Below are 19,852 nucleotides of genomic sequence, written 5' to 3'. Positions count from 1 at the left end.
TGCTGCAATCATCAGCCAGCAATCCGCGTACCTGCCTGGCCAAGCAACGCTTGGTCAGCTTCTTCTAAGGAGCAGATGATAGCCGTTTTGCCTTGTTTTGCAAAAGCAATCGCCGCTTCCATCTTAGGTCCCATACTACCTTCAGCAAAATGGCCTGCATCATAATAGCCTTGTGCTTCATCGACAGAAAGCCCAGTCAATTTCTGCTGTTGGGGAGTGCCGTAATGAATGTAGACATTGCTTACATCCGTCAGCATCATAAAGACATCGGCATCGACTTGTTCAGCCAACTTTTTGCCTGTCCGATCTTTATCGATGACCGCCTCGATTCCATGTAAGCCATGTTGTTGTTTGACAACTGGAATCCCCCCGCCACCACCGGCAATCACAATGGTATTTTGATTCAGCAAATGGACCATTGCTTCCACACCATGGATCGTTAATGGTTGTGGTGATGGTACGACTCTGCGATAGCCGCGTCCTGCATCTTCTTCCATCACCCACTGCTTTTCTTTGGCCATCGTCTCGGCTTCTTCTGCGGTATAAAACAACCCAATCGGCTTGGTTGGTTTTTGAAATGCTGGATCATCAGGACTGACTTCCACTTGTGTCAGCAAGGTCACCACATTACTCGTCAATGCTTCTTGTTCAATTTTATTCTTGATACTTTGCTCCATCAGATAGCCAATAAAGCCTTGGGTTTCAGCATTGCAGACATCCAAAGGAAAAGGCGGAACGACCGCTTTGGCTTCTTCATTTTGCCGCAAAATATTTCCTACCTGAGGCCCATTCCCGTGGGTGACCACGATTTGATGATCCAACTGCTCAATTTTGGCGATTTGATCTGCACTTAATTGGATATTCGCCAATTGTGTTTCTACTGTTGCTTCTTGATTCGGTTTTAAAATTGCATTGCCCCCTAAGGCGATCACAACTCGCTTTGCCATAATATATCCCTCACTTTTCATTGATTGTCCTGCAACAAACTTCGGATAAACCCAGCCAAAAAATCAACCCCCGAGGTATGTCCGATTGCAAGGATCGTTTGGATCACGTTCTTTGCGGTCTGCTGATCCCGACACCAGCCGATGTTTGTGTAAGTCTGACTAAAATTGCCAGCAATCGCTTGTAGTAAATAATGCCGACTGACATCCGTGGTCAAATCATCTACGGTGATCAATGTGTGCTTCAAATAGGTAAGTAAACGCTGATTTTGCTGATTGGTGAAACAGCATGCCAATAAATACCCCACCAACATATCATCTCCCGTCGGTGTCAAGCCGACACCTCGGCCAATCAGATAGTCGATTGCTTGTTGCTGTGCGCAGAATGAGTCATCGCGCAGGGCATCGATTGCTTGATAATACGTATGCTGACTAATGAATACTTGCTGTAAAGCTTCTTGAAAGCCCGTTTCTTGTGTTACTTGTTTGATTACTGAAAATAGATGCTCTCGTTCAAAGTCGCCTCCATTGGTAGACCAAGTCGTTTCATAGCTATTGGCGTGTTGGAAAGAAAGTGCTGCTTGCGGAAAATACAGGACCCGTTGTTGGATCATAATTGACGTATCGATCGTCAACTGTGCTGTCAGCTGTTCATAGTCTCTCTGAGAAACAGTGATGCCATGGGGTACTTTGGCATCTTGATAGGTCACCATGACCAATTCCTTGTTGCGCTGCGCTTGCAGATTCAGACTCTTTTTGAACATGCTATGCACGCGCCAGTGCCCATTGACATAGGGCTGCGCAAATAACTGCTGATCGATACTTTTTGCCTGCAGCATTTTCTTTCCTCCTTAGTAAGGCTTTCTTGGCTATTCTTCAGAAAAACCTAATTTTTTTGCATAGGCTAAGACAGCCTTCTCAAAACAGCCGATCGGTGGGGTTACCGTTCCCGCACCAATTTGACCTCTTCCAGCTTGCTTATTGGCAATGCCTGTGTTGATGACTGGCAAGATGCCTGTTTCAACCACTTTGCGGGCGTCGATGCCTAAGCAGATACCTTGGAAGTCCCATGTTGGTACTGGGAAATTAGGATTTGTATCAATACAGATCTCCATCATGTCATTGCTGGTTTTCAACGCATCATGAAACCCGCCTGATCCGACAAAGCGTGTTACAGCTGGTGCTGCAATCATAGCCATGCCGCCGACACCAAAGGTTTCTGTGATCGCACTATCTCCCATATCAGGCGAAGCATCTGCTTCACTAAAACCTGAAAAGTACAGCCCTTTTGGCGTATTCACAGGACCCGTGAACCATTCATCCCCCATACCAGCAATCCTAATGCCAAACTCATGACCATTGCGGCACATCGCGGTGACGACCGTTCCAGCTTCAATACTGCGGGCACCATCTAATACGGCTTTTGCCGATGCCATCATGATATTCAAGAAAAACTGATCCGTATCAGCCAAAAATTGGATGACTGCCAATTTTTCTTCATCAAACCCTTCCAACGCTACGATTGACGGCGCAACTTCTTTCAAGAAGGCCAAGGATGCTGCAATATTGCGTTGATGAAATTCATCTCCCATAGCAATTGCCTTGGCAACCAATACATTGACATTCATGCCTTCGGATTTGGTTTTTAAAGCGGCACTTAATACAGGTGCTAACGTGTTTTTCATCCAATGCAAGCGATCGATGACTTCTTGTGAATAGGCGCCAAACCTTAATACAGCACCAATCCCTTCATTCATCGTACAATAAGCACGGTTGCCACCTGTGGTATTTTCTACTACCAAGACTGGCATATGGGCAGAAGTGATCCCTCCCATAGGCCCTACCGCGTTCACATGATGACAAGGAACCAACGTCACTTCGCCATTTTCTAACAAGTGACGAACGTCGGCTTCTGTTTCGCCCCATCCTTCAAACAAAGCCGCACCTACACAGGCACCTTGGATTGGATCGATCAATTGGTCATAACGGATCGGCGGTCCCGCGTGCAGCAAGACTTTTCCTTCTGCCAGTTCTGGAATGACGCTGACCGCAGGCACGACATCCACTAAGAATGGCGATCCTGCAACGATTTTTGCGATAACTGCTTGATTTGCTTCTTCAATTGTTTGATACAAACGAATTCCTCCTACTCTTTTAATGACACTTGATTCAAGAAACGCAACGCTTTTTGCAACGTTACATTGCCCCCTGCGATAGGTTGCCAATCATACTGGATGACTGTCCCATGGTGCGCACGAATGGCTTCACCAAAACTGCGCAGTCCTACATTGATAAAGGTGTCATTGTGCAATAGCGCCATTATTTGTGCTGAAGGTTGCCGCAATGCGTGATGATCATTTTCTGTTTTCAATAAATTTCTAGTGATTGGTGACAATGGATGCCCCAGTAAATCCAAGGCTTTTTTAACAGCTTGGGCATTGCTTTGACACAAGATGGCACCAGCCTCTTCCAAGATCGTTGCTTGTGCTTTGGCATCTTGCGGATCCAAGTCAGTACCTACGATAGTCGCGATAATTGCCAACTCTCGTCCTGAGGATTGTGCTTGTGCTTTCAAGTCTTTGATCGTAGGTGCCAGTTCACCGGCCATATCTTGATGAGCGCCATAGCCTAGTACGATATCCAACAAAATGATTGCGGTCTTAGGATCGGCCCCAGCTTGACGCAGCATTTCTTTGCGCTTGGTTAGATCGATCATTGGGTGGGGTTTTCCCTGTGTATAGATGTCATCGCCTAAATCAATGATTTCATGCCCATCCGCTTTCAAGATAAATCCATCTTTATGGCCATCTGCTGCCGACAAACCTAAACCGGCTTCAATCAACATCGCTGCTTCATAAGCCAAGGTGCCACCAGAATAAAAGCCTTTGATCTGCTGTTGTTCTGCTGAAAAAGTAACTGTATTTCCCACATTGTCATCTTCTGTCAACTGGACTTTTTCATGACGCAGCAATTGAACTGCTAATTGGGCAGCCTCTTCTAATGTGTAAGCCCGATATAGGTTTTCTTCGTGATCAGTTGGCGCTTCCCCTAAGAAAATCGTGACTGCCGGTTTGCTGCCGTTTCTCAGCAATGCCAACACTTGATCACGTACGATAGGCGCCGGTGGTTTTGAGATGACAACGATCACTTCGGTATCTGGATCATTTTCCAAAGCTACGATACTGTCTTTCATCGTGATGCCGCCAACGGCTTCATGTAAATCACGACCGCCAGTACCAATGGCTTGCGTGACACCTTCCCCTAATTTATGGATGATCGTGGTCACTTCTTGGATGCCTGTACCTGATGCACCAACTACGCCGATTTTTCCTTTGCGGATCGCATTGGTAAACGCTACTGGAATCCCATTGATGATGCCAGTACCGCAATCAGGTCCCATTAACAATACGCCTTCTTGATGCGCCAATTGTTTCAGGCGCACTTCATCTGCCAACGCAACATTGTCACTAAAACAAAAGACATGTTTGCCAGCAGTCAATGCTGTCTCAATTTCATTCGCTGCCATGGTTCCAGGTACTGAAAGAACCACAACACCCGCATCTTCTCCAGCTGATAGTGCTTTTTCCCAAGTTTTGACGCTTTCAAGACCTTCTTCTTTACTGGTTTTGTTCTGGTCATTCAAAAAGCGGTCGATTTCAGTCATCACCGTGTCAACGATCGAATCGTCTTCAATATCTAGAACCAGTACCATATCATTTGAGGTAGCTGCCGTCATCTCTTCTGTATAGAGGCCGCCCGTTTTAAAAATATCTTTATTTGCTGGTGTTCCCATCATCACGGATGCATTATTGACTCCTTCAATCGTCAATAATTGGTTGGTCAGCAACATCAGAACGATTGAATCTTGATAATTATTTTTTTGAATCACTGTGTGTAACATGGGTTTCCTCACTTTCCTGATCCTGTTTGGGCAAATGCATCAGCCCTGGAGTATTGATTGAAATGAATCGTATCGCTTTGTAAATAGGCATAGATATTTTTTTCGATTGGAATCCCTTCAGTCATATACTTGTCATAATGCAGCTGATTGATTTCGCCAGGGTAATAGACTTGTTCAAAACCATCTGCTGGCGGCGTTTCGTGTAATTCTTGAACCATTGTATCGACGGATGCTTTAAAATTGTCCAGATCCGTGAATCGTTGCGGGTCAATCAACAAAATAAATTGTCCTAGATCTCTTCCTTTGGTCAAATCTTGGTACATCGAAGACACATGTTTACCGAAAGGCAAGCCCAACAACATACCAGACAAGATATCGACCATCATCATCAAGCCGAAGCCTTTCGGCCCTGAAATCGGCAGCAAACCATGGACATGATGAGGATTGGTAGTAGGGTGCCCGTCAGCGTCTACGGCCCAAGTATCAGGAATCTCTTTGTTTTTTGAGCGGGCATCCAATATTTTGCCCCACGCTTGGACAGTCGTTGCCATATCAAAAACGACTGGTTCACCGTCTTTGCGTGGCGCAGCAAAGGCAATTGGGTTGGTGCCGAAGTAATTCTCTTTGCCGCCAAAAGGGACAACCATTGAATCAGATTGACACATGGACAAAGCAATCAAATCTTCTTGTGCTGCTTTCTTTACATAGTAAGACAGCGCTCCGCTATGACTGGTTTGACTGACCCCGACAGCCGCGATCCCCGATTTTTTGGCCATCGCAATCGCATATTTTGTCGCTTCCAACACAACTACCTGTCCAGGTCCATTTTGACCATGGACGATGCCGCTGCTTGGTCCAGTCTCTTCAAATGTAATTTCTGGTTGTGTATTCATTCCGCCCTTGGCAATACGTTCCGCATAATAATCAACGCGGACAGCCCCATGGGAATGAATGCCGCTAGCATCAGCAAAAACCAAATGCTCGGCAACGATTTTGGCTTGTTGGTCAGTGAGACCTGCTGCTGCTAATTTCTGTTGAATCAACTGTTCCAGCTCTTGCGGCCGAACAATCACCGTATCTGCCATACTGTTCTACTCCCTCTCAAATTTCTGGATCGCGGTTGCAATCTTTCGAATAAATATAAGACAACGGCTCATCCCGGCCAACGCCATAAGCAGCTTGCTGCACATAGGCACTCATGAAGATATAGTCACCTTTTTCAACTGGAAACCATTGATTGTCCAAGTTATACATGCCTTTACCTGAAAGCAGATATGCACCATGTTCTTGGTAATGGGTCTCGATGTATCCGTGGCTGGCACCCGGTTCAAAGGATAAAATATGCATGTTCATATCAAAACCAAGGTCTTTAGGTAAAAAGTCCCATAACAACACATCTTCCATTCCCTCGTATTGAATCGGTGTTAAGTCAGACACATGGCCGGTGACTTTGTATGCTTCATGTCCTTCGATAGGCTGATAACGTTTTTTGTACAGAAAGACTTCTGTTGCCTCATCTTGTAGATTTTTCATATACATTTTTTCACCAGCGGGTAAATACATATAACCGCCAGTCTGCAAATCATGGGTCTCATGTCCGTCCCCCACAGATAGATGTCCATCGATCACATAGAGAAATGTTTCAATCCCAGGTCCGCCAAATCCTACTGTATTGGCGCCATCCTTCTTGAATGAAATCAAATAATCGACAAAGCTGGCACCTAATTTTTGCGAGCCCAGAATCGAGCAGTCACATTGGTCAAATCCGGGAATCACATTGTTGACCAACCCATCATGAGGCAAAATCGCATAATTGTTTTTTTTGATAATGGCTCTAGATTGGAGAAGTCCTTCTAGATAGCCGGTATTGTTATTTTTATAGCCCATTTACTTTCCTGCTTTCTGATTGTTTATTCTTGATATGCTAATTCATACAGTGCTGCTGCCAAGACTTCGACACCCGCAGTTAAATCATCGATATGGGTAGCTTCTGCTGGATTATGGCTGATGCCGTCAATACTTGGGACGAACAACATGGCAGTTGGGAAATGTGGCGCAATGATTTGTGAGTCATGGCCCGCACCGCTATGCATGACTTTATAATTCTTCCCTGAAGCTTTGACTGCTTTTTCAATAATCGTCACAATATTTTCGTCCATTGGTACTGGACGCTCATCCATCCAAAGATCCATTTCAACTGTTAGTCCATGGGCTTCAGCAATCTCTTTGATCAGCGATTCCGCTTCAGCTGTAAAAGAATCTAACACTTGTCCATCGGTGTGGCGACAATCCATCGTGAACAAAACTTCCCCCGGCACAACGTTGACCGTATTTGGTTTTGGTTCCACCTTGCCAAAAGTGACCACTAAGGGATCGCCTAATGCCAATCCACGATCAATGACTGTTTTGCATATATCCGCGAACCCATATACAGCATCGTGTCGATACCCCATCGGTGTCGTGCCTGCATGGTTGGCTTGGCCTTTCAACACAAAAGTGTAACGTTTTTGACCAGCAATATTGTTGACAACGCCAATCTGCAATTGCTCTTTTTCCAACACGCTGCCTTGTTCGATATGGATTTCGACAAAAGCCTTAATATCTTTGCGTACAGCTTCTTTCGCATCACGAAAATCGAACCCTTGACGGTGCATTTCTTCTACGAAGGGACGGCCTTCAAAATCAGCAATGTCTTGCACATCCTCAGCTTGCACATCCTCAGCCTGCGCTTCACCCACGAAGTTCTTGCTGCCCCAAAAAACAGTTGGAAAACGACTGCCCTCTTCTTCTGCCATCGAAATCACTTCTAATGAGCGCAAAGGTTGGCCATAAGTTTCTTTCAAATATTTGATTGCCAACACCGCAGCCGCTACACCAAATTGCCCATCTAAGGTTCCTCCATTAACGACTGTATCGATATGGGAACCTGACAAAATGGTTTCATCAGGATACTTGCTGCCCGTTAAGCGTCCAAATAAATTCCCGACTGCATCAAAGTGAGTAGCCAAACCATTGTCTTGTAATTGTTTCTCAACGTATAATTGCGCTTCTTTCCATGAATCTGTATACAATAACCGGGTCATACCGCCTGTGGGATCAGCCCCTATATTTGATAATGCATCGATCATTGCGGCAGTTTCTTTCTTTAAACTCATTTGGTGTGCCTCCTTTAATTGATACCTTTATTGTACGCATAAGAATAAACGCTTTCATTGTGCAATAGTGCTAAATATATCGTATTTTTTGTCCATTACGTTGTTAAATAAACCCCTTACACTGTCTATACTATAGGAAGCAACGTAAGAAATGAAAGTAGGAACCGATATGAATGAGAAAATAATCGAACAAACAACAACGGAGACGTTTGTTTATGGTCATAGTGCACAGCTTCCTTTGAAAGCCACCCTTTATCGTCCCGAAAAAGTGCGGGGCACACTCTTATATTTTCACGGTGGTGGGTTTCTCTATGGCCATCGCAATGATTTGCCGGCAGCCTATCGCCAAGCACTGCTTGAGGCTGGCTATAGCTTATTTACCTTTGATTACCCCCTGGCGCCTGAGGTTCCATTGGTGGATATCTATCAGTCCGCACAGGCTGCCATTCAGTGGTTTTTGCAAGACGGATGGCACTACAGTGGGCTTGGAAAAAAAGACTACATTTTATTTGGTCGCTCAGCGGGGGGTTATTTGGTTTCATTGTTATCAGCAGCTTTTCCACACGTATCACAAATTGGCTTGATTCGTTTTTATGGCTATCAAGAAGTCTTGAGTTCAACTTTTTTAGCACCTTCTGCTCATTATCAACGATTGCCAAAAGTTGCTCCGATCGAGGCCCAACAAATAATCGAGGCAGCCCCCATCACTGAAGGGTCTTTGGCCGCCCGTTTTCCTCTTTATCTATCCGCACGTCAGTTTGGCAATTGGCATACGTATTTGGGCAAACGCGCTGAGTTGCAGCTTTTAGATCAGCAGTTGCAGAAGGTCAATGACATGCCACCAACTTTTATGGCCCATTGCACCGACGATCCCGACGTGCCTTTCCAAACTTCAACAGCATTTGCTGCACGGCTGGATCAGGTAGAAACAGAATGGCTGTCGGACGCGCAACATGACTTTGACCGACAAGCAAATCCGTTAGCCGATGCTTGTTATCAAAAATTGATTTCATGGCTCAACCGACTTACATAAGCATGTTCCCTGCTATCAGCTCCTTTCTTCATACCTGATAATTGGCATTCTTCTGGACACTTTTTCCTCAAATAAGTGTTATAATGAATAGGCAATTTTGATAAAAGGAATGATTGAATGGCTTTTGTAGGAATAGTATGTTTGATCCTGATCACCACTACTTTGTTTGCGCAAATCGCTAAACGATTGGGGGTTCCAGCCGTAATCGGTCAGTTGTTGGCAGGGATTCTTCTGGGCACAGGCGGATTGAATTGGGTGCATCCAGATATACTGGTGACCGATTTTTCTGAGATTGGTGTCATTTTGCTGATGTTTTTGGCTGGAATGGAAAGTGATGTCTCTTTACTGAAACGGTATGTCAAACCGGGGATGTATGTGGCAGTTTTGGGGATTATGCTGCCTTTGGGTCTGAGTTGGCTCGCAGGTTGGCACATCACTGGATCCCATGCAGAGAGTTTCTTTTTTGGGATCGTGTTGGCTGCGACTTCGGTGAGTATCTCAGTGGAAGTGCTGAAGGAATTAGGTGTTGTCAGTACCAAAGAAGGTTCCACGATTTTGGGGGCATCCGTTGTAGATGATATTTTGGTGGTATTGGTGCTGAGTTTAAGTCTTTCTTTTCTGGGGGCAAGCACTGAGAGTTCTTCATTGCCGCTCACGATCCTCGAGGAGCTATTATACTTTGGACTGATCTTTTTGATTGTTAAATGGTTGGCTCCATTGCTGTTCTCATTTGCAGAAAAATTATCCACCACTGCTGCCGTGATCATCGCTTCATTGGTGCTTTGTTTCTCAATGGCGTATCTAGCCGATATTGTCGGATTATCCTCAGTGATTGGTGCTTTCTTTGCCGGAATTGCTGTGGGTCAAACCAAAGTTAAACAAGAAGTGTTGGTCAATATTGAAGCCATCGGTTATGCGCTATTTATTCCCGTCTTCTTTGTTAGTGTAGGTTTATCCGTGGATCTGTCTAGTCTCCTTACACAATCAGGTTTTGTTCTGCTCTTTACTGTGATTGCGATTGGCACTAAATTATTGGGCGGTTTTGTCGGCGGAAAATTGGCTTCCTTTTCCAATCCAAGTGCATGGATGGTAGGCGCCGGGATGATTTCTCGAGGGGAAATGGCCTTGATTATTTTGCAGATTGGCCAACAAAATCAATTGATCAATGACGCGTATTATTCACCATTGGTTGTTGTTGTTTTGTTAAGTACCTTGCTCTCTCCGCTGATTTTGAAGTATTTTACGAGGAGAATGTATCCATGAATAACACCCCCAAAAGGCAGCGAATGATAGCTGCCTTTTGGGGGTGTTTTGGTGCTATACTTCCTCAATCACGATCGACACATCCGTCGGTCGATTTTTTTTACCCAAATAAAGAATGACCAATCCTAAAAATGACAACCCTGTGGCAATGGACAATAATGTTGTCAGATTGGTATGTGCTAAAATCAATCCACTCAGTATGCTCCCAATACCGCTGCCGATTCCCAAATAACAAACGCCCACAGCGGCTTGCGCTTTGACAGAATACTGCGGTGGTAAAATCGTACGTATGAACTGGACATTTCCCGCCCAGAATAAACCATTACCTAGCATTTGAAAGGCTTGCGCTATATTTAATAAGACCAATGACGGTGCCAACATGATCAACAAAATACGTAACCCAGCAAAAAAGAAAGAAAAAAGCATCAATCGATAAATGCCTAATTTATTCGTAAGTTTTGTGAACAAGATGGCCGCTGGAATTTCGCTGGCAGCGAGAATAAACGTGCCCACACCGTATGAACGGCTGCTACCGCCTACCGCGCGATAGACATCGATCAGAAAACTAGACGCCATTTCTTTCCCAATAAAGGAAACAATGATCGCCACCAAGAAAAATTTGAAAATAGGATACGCTTTTATCAACTGGCCAAACGACATCATCTTCTCTGCATATTCATCTTTGCTCTCCACCCCTTTGATCGAGTCAATCATCAATACCGCCGCCAATAAAGGAATAAACAACAAAAACTGTGTAATCAAAATCGTGTGCGGCTGCACAAGGAAACCGACACAGACTGCACTGACCGCATAGCTTAACGAACCGACACCGCGGGAAACTGGATAATTGATCTGTTTGCCCTGAAAGAAGTAGAGCGTCGACATCGCATCAATAAAGGAAACCATCCCGAAAGTAAAAATCCCATAGAAAATAAATAAAAACAACGTACCCAAAAAACCTGGTTGCAGCAATTGCAGCCCTGTTACAGCCATGCTGACCATAATCATTCCCGCTATCAAATGGTTAAATGAAATCTTTGCGCCAAAGCGATCCATCAATTGAGCGAACAACGGTTGAAAAAAAACACTGAACAATGCACGAATACTTAAAAATACCCCTATTTGTGCATGATCAAACCCTTGTTTTTGTAAAACGGGCACCATATAGCCAATAAAGCATGCCGCCACCGCGTAGTAACTTCCTTGCAACAACACGTAATGATAATGTAGTCTTTTGTCCATCTCTCTTCCTCATTTACCTTTATTTTCGCTCTTACTCCTTTTACCCTTAGAACTGATGCGCTTACATCTTTATCGTTGTGTGAAAGTAAGAGAATTATACACAATAATAAAGACATTGACTATCTAAATATGGTGACTAATTACTATTTATTTTTCATATCTAACGAGAATTGATTCCAATTGATCGATAGACCATCAGTGGCGCTACTTCGTTGACTTACACCAAAAAGACCTGTTGCATCTTCCACAACAGGTCTTCTACGTTTCTTCTACATCAATGACTGATACAGTTCAATGATCTCTTCCAACGACGTATCCCGCGGATTGCCGGGGGTACAAACATCTTTCAATGCGTCTTGGGCAATCGCTGGAATATCTTCTGCTTTCACACCTAGCTCAGATATCGTAGCAGGAATGCCCACATCTTTGCTTAGCTGATCGATTGCATCACAGGCTGCCTTTCGTACATCTTCTATTGACAATGATGCTGCATGGTCAATACCTAACGCGATAGCGATCTCGCGATATTTTTCTCCAGTAAAGTCTTTATTGTATTTCATCACAGTTGGCAGCAAGGAGGCACACGCCACGCCATGAGGAATGTTGTACCAAGCCGATAATGGGTGCGCCATTCCATGGACTAAGCCTAATCCAACATTTGAAAAGCCCATGCCGGCAATGTATTGGCCTAATGCCATATCTTCTCGACCCACTTGGTCCCCGTTGACGGAGTTTCGCAAGGAGCGGCCAATGATTTCGATCGCCTTTAGATGCAGCATGTCCGACATTTCCCACGCACCTTTTGTGATCAACCCTTCGATTGCATGGGTCATGGCATCCATCCCTGTTGCAGCAGCTAACGCTTTGGGCATACCCATCATCAAATCACTATCGACAAAGGCGACGATGGGAATATCATGGGGATCAACACAGACGAATTTGCGGTGGTTTTCTTCATCTGTAATGACATAGTTGATCGTCACTTCTGCTGCTGTACCTGATGTCGTAGGAATCGCAAAAATCGGCAATGATGGTTGCTCGGTAGCTGCAACGCCTTCAAGACTAATGACATCGGCAAAGGCTGGGTTAGTGATGATGATGCCAATCGCTTTAGCGGTATCAATAGGGGATCCGCCGCCGATTGCAATGATACAATCAGCCTGTACCTCTTGTACAAATGCAACACCATCTTTCACATTCTGGATCGTTGGATTTGGCACAATGCCATCATACAAGGCATAGTCAATGTGGGCATGATCCAAGAAATCAGTCACTTTGGTTGCCACCTTGAATTGCACCAAATCTTTATCCGTGATGACGGCTGCTTTCTTGAATCCTCTTGACTGAAATTCTGGAACGATTGCTTCGATTGCCCCTTTGCCAAAATACGATGTTTCATTTAAAACCATTCTATTGACCATGTTATAGCCTCCTATTGTTTGTTTTTTCACAAGTATATTGAATAGAAAAGGGATACCCTTTTCTATGATTGTCTTGTTGTATCAAATACTTAGATATCCTAATCGTGGCACGACACCAAAGGCATCTGCCAATTGTTGCAGCTGCACATCTGATATCGTTTGCAGAATTGGACCTTGCGCTTTGACATACGTGTACACTTCCGCTGCTTTCTCGGCCGTTTCGATCAAACCGAACACTTCATCCATGTCGTTGCCCGCGCCATAAATACCATGTTGAGGCCAAAGAACCAAACGGGTTTCTTTCATTTTAGCGGCTGTCGCTTCACCGATGTCATTGGTGCCAGGGACCATCCAAGGAATGATCGAAACACCTTCTGGAAAAACAACCAAACATTCCGTACACATTTGCCATAACGTCCGCGTGAAGCTGCGCTCTTCCAATGGATGGGTAAAACTCATCGCTAACAGATGAGAGGCATGATTGTGCATCACGATCCGATGATCCGGGTCAACAGATAGTCGTGCGATATGACTCATAAAATGGCTAGGTAATTCACTCGTTGGTACAGCACCATTTTCTAAGCCCCACAGCAAATCCAATGTCCGTCCGTCCTCTTTGACACGAATGACCCCCAGATTTTCAGTTGGATGTGCAGCGACATTTTTGAAGTATTTGCCAGAGCCTGTCACAATAAAATACTTTCCTGCCAAAGCGCCGGCGTCAAAGATCATAGGAATCTCCCGCAAGACAACCGTCGGATCTAGAAAAGGCAGTATTTCCTCTTCTTCCAGCAAATAGGAAATATTGCCGCCATTGCGTTCATCCCACCCTAATCGATAAAGATTCGCTGTTGTATCCATCATTTCTTGAACAAAATTTGCTTGTAACATATCGATTTTTTTCATGCTTCTCCTACTTTCTCTCTTGTAAGACCGTTTCTTCATATTCTTTGACGGTGGTCAACCAATCTAAGCCCACAGGAACCCCTTGACTTTCGCAATAGTAATTCCAGACATCTGCAAATGGATAATCTTTTAATTCTTCTGTCAAGGCCAATCTTGTCGTGAAATCGCCTGACAGCTCGATTTCCTTCAATTCATCACTTGGTTCAAGCATCGCTTTCAACAACGCTTTTTGGGTGTTGCGGGTACCAATGACCCATGCTGCGACACGATTGATCGTGGCATCAAAGAAATCTAATCCAATATGCGTTTTGGCCAATAAATCGTTACGAACCAGCTCACGGCCAATTTCTTGCAGCTCATCATCCATGATCACCACATGGTCACTATCCCAACGGACCGGACGACTGACGTGCAACAAAATGCCTTTACTGAATAGTGCCAATGAAGACAATTTATTTGAAATCACCTCTGTGGGATGGAAATGTCCGGCATCTAAACAGATCAATTTATCTCGGGTTAGACCATAACCCATATAAAATTCATGGGACCCCACTGTATAGGCTTCTGCACCTAAACCAAATAACTTACTTTCAACAGCATCGAGGGTATATTCTGCTGGAAGTTCTTCTGCAAAAATTTCATCTAACGCCGTCATCAAACGTTCTCTCGGCGTGAAGCGATCGATTGGATTGTCTTTATAGCCATCTGGAACCCAAAAATTATTGACACAAACTTGCCCCGTTTCTTGTCCCATATAAGCGGCTATCTTGCGGGCCCGCTTGCCATGTTCGATCCAAAATTGACGGACCGATGCATCCGGAGAAGCCAATGTAAAGCCATCTTTAAACATTGGATGAGAGAAGAATGTCGGGTTGAAATCCAGCCCAAGTCCTTGCTCCTTCGCCCACGAAACCCATTTTTCAAAATGCTTGGGTTCCAATTGATCCAAATCAACGTCTTCTTCTGTATCGAGATAGATTGCATGGAGGTTTAATTTGTGTTTGCCGGGAATCATGGCATAAGCAGCTTCTAAATCTTGGCGTAATTCAGCTGGTGTCGTGGCCGCACCAGGATAATTTCCAGTGACTGAGATACCGCCAGACAGTTCCTCGTCACTCAAAAAACCTTTCACATCATCCCCTTGCCAGACATGCATGGATATTTTCACTTCATTTAATTTCTTTAATACTGCCTCAGTATCTACACCTAACTTGGCGTATTTGGCTTTGGCTTCGTCATATCGTTGTTGGATGTTTGTCATGGTGTCGCGCTCCTTTAAGAAAGAATTGGTACTCCGTCATTATCGTGGGATCAATGGGTTCTGGTTGGTAAACGGTACAAGGAAATGATGCTTTAATGGCCATCCGTGCTTCTTCCAGTGTGTCAAATAGGCCAACTGTCATCATTTGCAGGACAAGATTACCGATTGCTGTGGCTTCACTTGGACCGGCTTCGATGGTACATTGGGCAACATTGGCTGTCAGCTGATTCAAGAACGCATTGTTAGACCCACCGCCTACGATATGAAGGGTCTGCAACTTGTTTGCAGTCCCCGTCAGCGCTGCAAGCTTTTGCAACTCATCACCATAACAAAGCGCCAAATTATCATAGACACATCGTGCAATCTCCCCAGGTGTTTCTGGCACTTTCTGCTTGGTTTCACGGCAATACTCTTGCAACGCTGCAATCATATTGTCCGGATTCAAAAAGCGAGGATCATTGACATCGATAAACTGCTGAAATCCAGGTTCTGTCTCCGCCATTGCGGCTAATTCGGGAAAAGAATAGCGGTTCTCTTGTTGTCGAGCCACTTCTTGGATCAGCCACATGCCCATAATATTTTTGAGGAACCGAATGGTGTTATGCGCGCCCCATTCATTGGTGTAATTTTCATCAAATGCTGCTGCAGAAATGGTCGGGACTGTCGTTTCAATGCCCAGCAAAGACCACGTGCCGCTGCTGATATAGCCCCAATCCGTGCCGTTGCCGGGTGTGCCAAGAATGGCCGATGCTGTATCATGACTAGCGATTGTAATAAATGTTGTATCAGGCAAATCATACGTTGGGAAATGTGCCTGATTTAAAGCACCTAAGACGGTACCGGCGTCAACCAAAGGCGCAAACAACGCTTCATTCACACCAATCGCCGCCAACAAATCCGGATCCCACGTTTGGGTAGTGGCATTCAACAATTGCATCGTAGAGGCATTGGTCTTTTCCGTGACCATGTTGCCAGTAAACACATAACCTAGATAATCAGGGATCAGCAGGAGCTTATCCGCTGCTGCCAACAGTTGTTTCTCTTCAACATATAACTGAAAAATCGTATTGAAAGGCTGCAACTGGATGCCTGTTTTTTCATACAATGTTTGCAGTGAATAGGTTTGCCCGAAGCGCTCGATGACCTGATTGGTGCGTTTGTCACGATAGGCCACTGGGTCGCCTAACCGGGTTCCATTTTCGTCCACCAAGCAATAATCTACGGCCCAGGTATCGATGCCGACGTGACAAGTATCAATGCCTGCCTGTTTGACTTTCACTAGACCTAACAGTATTTCTTTGATCAGATAATCGATCTGCCAACGGTCAAAGCCATTCTGATGGCGAAAACGATTCTTAAAACGATGGATCTCTGTTAATGATAATCGTTGGTTGTTCCATTGACTCATCATCAAGCGACCGCTTGACGCCCCAATATCAATGGCGATAAATGTATCCATGTGCCTCCACCTTTCATTATTTTGCTTAACACTAAAACGATTACAATCGCTTCATTTATTCTTGATAAGCCAATTTTAGCTTGACAAAAAGGGATTTACATCACACAATTTTGATAAAGTCTTATACTATTTTGGCGAAAGGAGAATCAAATGGATTATTGGGAAAAAGCGAATCATTCTTGGTCAACAGATTCATTGCGGTATATCAATACTTCTACAAAAAAAGAGCGAGAACTTTTTTACTATATTCAAGAGATTGGGTATTTTAAAGCGTCTAAACCATATTTTACCGAACGGGAAAACTTACCTTCTTATCTAATCAAATTCACGCTTTCAGGAAAAGGTGAATTGTTTTATCAAGGCAAGCGCACCATAATCGAAGCTGGCGATGTTTTTTTTATAGATTGCAAAGAATATCAGCACTACAAAACGATCAGCCATGAACCATGGGAAATGGATTGGATCCATATTTATGGCAGCAATAGCCGCGCATTTTATGAGGAGTTTATCAAAAATGGCAGCAATACCTTTCGGACAACACAAAAAGGATTGGTACAAAACCCAATCCATCTGATAATTCAAGATTTACTGATGCTGCAACAAGAGCCGAATGCAAAAACGGCGTTTCAAAGTTCTATTTTTATCCATCAATTGTTGAATGAGCTTTTGCTGCAAAAATACCGGCAAGACTTTTCTTCTACGGATATTCCTGATTATGTTTTGGCGATGCGGGCATTGATCGACGATGAATTCCGTCAGCCAATCACGTTGGAACGATTAGAAGAAACGTTCCATCGCAATAAGTATCAGTTGGTCAAAGCGTTTTCAAAATATATCGGTGCACCGCCGATCGATTATCAGATCAGCAAGCGTATTTCATATGCCAAAGATCTGCTGCGCTATTCAAAAATGTCGATTAAAGAAATCTCGATGGCGATCGGTATCGATAATACCGCTTATTTCAGTCGTTTGTTTAAAAGTAAAGTCGGGCTTTCCCCCAGTGATTATCGGCAGACGGAGAATGGGCGGTAAAAACAACTTGATCGCAAAAGACAGCTGCAGAAATCGTCATTTTCTGCAGCTGTTGCCAGTTTCATTATTTCACTGTTTTCTCTAAACTCTTCAAGTTATCTTCCATAATAGATAGATATGTGACACCATTGTCGATATCGGATTGTGTGATACCTTCGATTGGGCTCAATACTTCAGTTGAAACACCTGTTTCGTCTGCCAATGCTTCGGCCACTTTAGAAGAAGCTGTTTCTTCAAAATAAATGATCGATAAGTTGTTGTCTTCAACGAATGTTTTTAATTCAGCCAATCGTGCAGCACTTGGTTCTTCTTCAGGAGAAATTCCTGAAATGGCTTCTTGGGTCAAGTCATACTCTTTCGCTAAGTAGCCAAAAGCAGCATGTTGGGTAACGAATGACCGTTGTGTTGCATCTTTGAAGGCATCTTGGTATTCTTGGTCCAAATCTGCCAATTTAGCAATATAGGCATCCGCATTTTTTTCAAATGTTTCTGCTTTATCTGGAAATTTATCTTCTAAACCTGCTGCGATCGTTTCAACTTCTTGTTCAGCCAAAACAGGATCTAACCAAACATGGGGATCAAGTTCGCCAGCTTCTTCACTATTGGCATCACTTTCAGCTAATGTGATACCTTCAGCTGCTTGGATCACTTTTGTCTTATCTGTATCTACTGTATCTAATCCGTTGGCTGCCCATTTTTCTAACGCATCGCTATTGTATACAAACACATCGGCATCACTGATTTTTGTCATATCTTGCGCACTTGGTTCGTATTCATGAGGTTCGTTTCCAGCAGGGATCAATAATTTAACGTCCCCTTCGTCACCTACGACCGCTTTGGTAAATTCATACATGGGATAGAACGTTGTCACGACATCGATGCCGTCATCACTTGTCGTGCTGTCAGATGATGAAGCTGTATCATGTGTGCCGCAAGCAGCAAATAAGCTAGTTGAAAATAAAAGCAGTGCAACAGATGTAAATTTTTTCATTGGTTTGTTCCTTCAATCTATATAATTTTTTTAATAAACTGTCGGTAAGATCGGCAGATTAATATATGAAATAATCCTCTGCACCAGATTGCTTGATCTCGATCACCAATTTATGCGGCAAGCAAATACTTGTTTGTCCATTCTTTGCGATCCAGCCGGTTTTAACGGCAATCTGATCGGGGCTATTGTCCTCTTTGACACGGATGCGACCATTGTCGATCTCAATGATGTTGTATTGGCCTTCCGCGGGATAATAGGTTTTTTCTAATGATGCTTGTTTGTCTAAATCAAAACGATCGACTTCTTTTCCATTGATGCGGATAATCGCATAACGAGCGCCAGTTTGACTTTGTGCGTGGGATTGAAATAAGATGATCGGCAAAAATGAGCCTATGATCAACACCAAGATGATCAGATAATCATACGGCTTCAGCAAACGGAAGAATCCTTGAAGTGTCTGTTTCATACAACACGCCTTTGCCTCTTCACGTTAAGAGGCCTCCGATGAAAGGCGGTCCTCAAAGAAAGCCATTAAATCGATTGCTTCTTCTTCTGTGAATACTTCATGTTCCCATTGATCTAGAATGCGCTCTTGCAGGGTCAAATCCATTTCCCAAAAGTGATCGATTTTTTTGAAATGCTTGGGATCAAATTGTTTAAAAACAGGATATATCGTCAAAAATGCCGCAAAATCAAGGTCCCAATCTTCGGTATAATCTTTCACATATCCTTCAGATAACGCAGCTTCAGTCGGCTCGCCGTTTTCTTGGATCAAGCCAGCTTCGTAAAAATGGCGATAGATTTCTTCCTTCGTAATGGCTGGATTAAACTTCTTACTATGGTAATAGGCTTCTTCGATAAGTGATGGATAGATGATTTGCATGTTCATCCTGCTTTCTCTAATTGATCAACCGTATTGGTTATTTCGTTGTAATGGGATGTTGCGCTTTGTACTCTTTTAATGACACGTGATGGCTGCGTTTGTACGTACCTGTTGTACCATCAAATGAAATTGCTGGTCCCGCTACTTTGTAATGGGTCCGACGTTTATTTTTCTTTGCTTTTGACGTTTTTCTTGCTGGAACTGCCATTTGTTTTCCTACTTTCTATAGGTGCTGTTGTTTAATTGCTTTTCTTTTTGTTGCGTTTGAAATCATGAATGATTTTCAGTGCCCGTTTTCTGGTTTTGATATTGGGGCTTTTTAGCCGCCGATAAGCACTAGACAAGTCTGTTTTTTCCATGA

20 protein-coding genes are annotated in these 19,852 nt (G+C 43.9%); 3 read left to right on the top strand and 17 right to left on the bottom strand.

Annotated elements, in window-relative coordinates:
* Positions 1–11: 11 nt before the first annotated feature.
* From arcC to allC, 7 genes are read right to left on the bottom strand one after another with little or no spacing between them, the layout of a single operon-like run.
* Complete coding sequence (gene arcC / locus A5886_RS03705) at positions 12–947, bottom strand: carbamate kinase (RefSeq protein ID WP_086275977.1); 936 nt, start codon at positions 945–947, stop codon at positions 12–14.
* Positions 948–964: 17 nt separating this feature from the next.
* Positions 965–1,783 (bottom strand): oxamate carbamoyltransferase subunit AllH family protein, encoded by an 819-nt coding sequence (locus A5886_RS03700; protein ID WP_086273692.1) that lies wholly within the window; start codon positions 1,781–1,783, stop codon positions 965–967.
* 30 nt (positions 1,784–1,813) lie between these two features.
* Positions 1,814–3,079, bottom strand: coding sequence for a YlbE family protein (locus A5886_RS03695; protein ID WP_086273691.1), 1,266 nt, complete (start codon positions 3,077–3,079; stop codon positions 1,814–1,816).
* Positions 3,080–3,090: 11 nt separating this feature from the next.
* Complete coding sequence (gene fdrA, locus A5886_RS03690) at positions 3,091–4,845, bottom strand: acyl-CoA synthetase FdrA (protein WP_086273690.1); 1,755 nt, start codon at positions 4,843–4,845, stop codon at positions 3,091–3,093.
* 8 nt (positions 4,846–4,853) lie between these two features.
* On the bottom strand, positions 4,854–5,930 hold the full coding sequence (allD, locus tag A5886_RS03685; RefSeq protein ID WP_086273689.1) for an ureidoglycolate dehydrogenase: 1,077 nt from the start codon (positions 5,928–5,930) through the stop codon (positions 4,854–4,856).
* 16 nt (positions 5,931–5,946) lie between these two features.
* Positions 5,947–6,732, bottom strand: coding sequence for a (S)-ureidoglycine aminohydrolase (gene allE / locus A5886_RS03680; RefSeq protein ID WP_086273688.1), 786 nt, complete (start codon positions 6,730–6,732; stop codon positions 5,947–5,949).
* 23 nt (positions 6,733–6,755) lie between these two features.
* Entirely contained in the window at positions 6,756–8,000 is a 1,245-nt protein-coding gene (gene allC / locus A5886_RS03675; RefSeq protein ID WP_086273687.1) for an allantoate deiminase, read from the bottom strand.
* A 169-nt stretch (positions 8,001–8,169) separates the two neighbouring features.
* On the opposite strand from allC, the gene A5886_RS03670 reads away from it, so the two are divergent.
* Both A5886_RS03670 and A5886_RS03665 read left to right on the top strand, forming a co-directional pair.
* Positions 8,170–9,033: an alpha/beta hydrolase gene (locus A5886_RS03670; protein WP_086275976.1), complete on the top strand. Its 864-nt coding sequence runs from the start codon at positions 8,170–8,172 to the stop codon at positions 9,031–9,033.
* 117 nt (positions 9,034–9,150) lie between these two features.
* On the top strand, positions 9,151–10,296 hold the full coding sequence (locus tag A5886_RS03665; protein WP_086273686.1) for a cation:proton antiporter: 1,146 nt from the start codon (positions 9,151–9,153) through the stop codon (positions 10,294–10,296).
* A gap of 54 nt (positions 10,297–10,350) precedes the next feature.
* Here A5886_RS03665 and A5886_RS03660 read toward each other — a convergent pair whose 3' ends face one another.
* From A5886_RS03660 to rhaB, 5 genes are all read right to left on the bottom strand, one after another.
* Positions 10,351–11,538: an MFS transporter gene (locus A5886_RS03660; protein ID WP_086273685.1), complete on the bottom strand. Its 1,188-nt coding sequence runs from the start codon at positions 11,536–11,538 to the stop codon at positions 10,351–10,353.
* A gap of 269 nt (positions 11,539–11,807) precedes the next feature.
* On the bottom strand, positions 11,808–12,959 hold the full coding sequence (fucO, locus tag A5886_RS03655; protein WP_086273684.1) for a lactaldehyde reductase: 1,152 nt from the start codon (positions 12,957–12,959) through the stop codon (positions 11,808–11,810).
* An 81-nt stretch (positions 12,960–13,040) separates the two neighbouring features.
* Positions 13,041–13,865: a rhamnulose-1-phosphate aldolase gene (gene rhaD, locus A5886_RS03650; protein WP_086273683.1), complete on the bottom strand. Its 825-nt coding sequence runs from the start codon at positions 13,863–13,865 to the stop codon at positions 13,041–13,043.
* A 7-nt stretch (positions 13,866–13,872) separates the two neighbouring features.
* Positions 13,873–15,126, bottom strand: coding sequence for an L-rhamnose isomerase (gene rhaA, locus A5886_RS03645; RefSeq protein ID WP_086273682.1), 1,254 nt, complete (start codon positions 15,124–15,126; stop codon positions 13,873–13,875).
* Entirely contained in the window at positions 15,101–16,585 is a 1,485-nt protein-coding gene (gene rhaB / locus A5886_RS03640; protein WP_086273681.1) for a rhamnulokinase, read from the bottom strand. The genes rhaA and rhaB overlap by 26 nt, the downstream gene beginning before the upstream one ends.
* Positions 16,586–16,735: 150 nt before the next feature.
* On the opposite strand from rhaB, the gene A5886_RS03635 reads away from it, so the two are divergent.
* Entirely contained in the window at positions 16,736–17,617 is an 882-nt protein-coding gene (locus A5886_RS03635) for an AraC family transcriptional regulator (RefSeq protein WP_086273680.1), read from the top strand.
* Positions 17,618–17,681: 64 nt separating this feature from the next.
* Here the strand turns inward: A5886_RS03635 and A5886_RS03630 are convergent, their stop codons facing one another.
* From A5886_RS03630 to A5886_RS03610, 5 genes are read right to left on the bottom strand one after another with little or no spacing between them, the layout of a single operon-like run.
* The gene (locus A5886_RS03630) at positions 17,682–18,608 is read right to left on the bottom strand and encodes a metal ABC transporter substrate-binding protein (protein ID WP_086273679.1); all 927 of its coding nucleotides are present in this window, start codon (positions 18,606–18,608) and stop codon (positions 17,682–17,684) included.
* 58 nt (positions 18,609–18,666) lie between these two features.
* Positions 18,667–19,074 carry a NusG domain II-containing protein gene (locus A5886_RS03625; protein WP_086273678.1) on the bottom strand — a complete coding sequence of 136 codons (408 nt, stop codon included), beginning with the start codon at positions 19,072–19,074 and terminating at the stop codon, positions 18,667–18,669.
* Between the two features lie 24 nt (positions 19,075–19,098).
* The gene (locus tag A5886_RS03620) at positions 19,099–19,491 is read right to left on the bottom strand and encodes a hypothetical protein (protein WP_086273677.1); all 393 of its coding nucleotides are present in this window, start codon (positions 19,489–19,491) and stop codon (positions 19,099–19,101) included.
* A 37-nt stretch (positions 19,492–19,528) separates the two neighbouring features.
* Entirely contained in the window at positions 19,529–19,699 is a 171-nt protein-coding gene (rpmF, locus tag A5886_RS03615; RefSeq protein WP_086273676.1) for a 50S ribosomal protein L32, read from the bottom strand.
* A 31-nt stretch (positions 19,700–19,730) separates the two neighbouring features.
* The gene (locus A5886_RS03610; RefSeq protein ID WP_086273675.1) at positions 19,731–19,850 is read right to left on the bottom strand and encodes a putative metal homeostasis protein; all 120 of its coding nucleotides are present in this window, start codon (positions 19,848–19,850) and stop codon (positions 19,731–19,733) included.
* Positions 19,851–19,852: the final 2 nt, after the last annotated feature.

The organism is Candidatus Enterococcus testudinis (genome assembly GCF_002140915.1).
GTDB lineage: Bacteria > Bacillota > Bacilli > Lactobacillales > Enterococcaceae > Enterococcus_D > Enterococcus_D testudinis.
This window is presented reverse-complemented; position numbering and strand designations above follow the sequence as displayed.

What these genes read in the sequence shown, in the direction of transcription:
- A5886_RS03635 (WP_086273680.1), top strand. Translation starts at nt 16,736, where the DNA reads ATGGATTATTGGGAAAAAGCGAATCATTCTTGGTCAACAGATTCATTG.
- allC (WP_086273687.1), bottom strand. Translation starts at nt 8,000, where the DNA reads ATGAGTTTAAAGAAAGAAACTGCCGCAATGATCGATGCATTATCAAAT.
- fucO (WP_086273684.1), bottom strand. Translation starts at nt 12,959, where the DNA reads ATGGTCAATAGAATGGTTTTAAATGAAACATCGTATTTTGGCAAAGGG.
- A5886_RS03630 (WP_086273679.1), bottom strand. Translation starts at nt 18,608, where the DNA reads ATGAAAAAATTTACATCTGTTGCACTGCTTTTATTTTCAACTAGCTTA.
- A5886_RS03620 (WP_086273677.1), bottom strand. Translation starts at nt 19,491, where the DNA reads ATGCAAATCATCTATCCATCACTTATCGAAGAAGCCTATTACCATAGT.
- A5886_RS03610 (WP_086273675.1), bottom strand. Translation starts at nt 19,850, where the DNA reads ATGGAAAAAACAGACTTGTCTAGTGCTTATCGGCGGCTAAAAAGCCCC.
- rhaD (WP_086273683.1), bottom strand. Translation starts at nt 13,865, where the DNA reads ATGAAAAAAATCGATATGTTACAAGCAAATTTTGTTCAAGAAATGATG.
- rhaB (WP_086273681.1), bottom strand. Translation starts at nt 16,585, where the DNA reads ATGGATACATTTATCGCCATTGATATTGGGGCGTCAAGCGGTCGCTTG.
- allE (WP_086273688.1), bottom strand. Translation starts at nt 6,732, where the DNA reads ATGGGCTATAAAAATAACAATACCGGCTATCTAGAAGGACTTCTCCAA.
- A5886_RS03700 (WP_086273692.1), bottom strand. Translation starts at nt 1,783, where the DNA reads ATGCTGCAGGCAAAAAGTATCGATCAGCAGTTATTTGCGCAGCCCTAT.
- A5886_RS03660 (WP_086273685.1), bottom strand. Translation starts at nt 11,538, where the DNA reads ATGGACAAAAGACTACATTATCATTACGTGTTGTTGCAAGGAAGTTAC.
- arcC (WP_086275977.1), bottom strand. Translation starts at nt 947, where the DNA reads ATGGCAAAGCGAGTTGTGATCGCCTTAGGGGGCAATGCAATTTTAAAA.
- allD (WP_086273689.1), bottom strand. Translation starts at nt 5,930, where the DNA reads ATGGCAGATACGGTGATTGTTCGGCCGCAAGAGCTGGAACAGTTGATT.
- rpmF (WP_086273676.1), bottom strand. Translation starts at nt 19,699, where the DNA reads ATGGCAGTTCCAGCAAGAAAAACGTCAAAAGCAAAGAAAAATAAACGT.
- rhaA (WP_086273682.1), bottom strand. Translation starts at nt 15,126, where the DNA reads ATGACAAACATCCAACAACGATATGACGAAGCCAAAGCCAAATACGCC.
- A5886_RS03670 (WP_086275976.1), top strand. Translation starts at nt 8,170, where the DNA reads ATGAATGAGAAAATAATCGAACAAACAACAACGGAGACGTTTGTTTAT.
- A5886_RS03625 (WP_086273678.1), bottom strand. Translation starts at nt 19,074, where the DNA reads ATGAAACAGACACTTCAAGGATTCTTCCGTTTGCTGAAGCCGTATGAT.
- fdrA (WP_086273690.1), bottom strand. Translation starts at nt 4,845, where the DNA reads ATGTTACACACAGTGATTCAAAAAAATAATTATCAAGATTCAATCGTT.
- A5886_RS03665 (WP_086273686.1), top strand. Translation starts at nt 9,151, where the DNA reads ATGGCTTTTGTAGGAATAGTATGTTTGATCCTGATCACCACTACTTTG.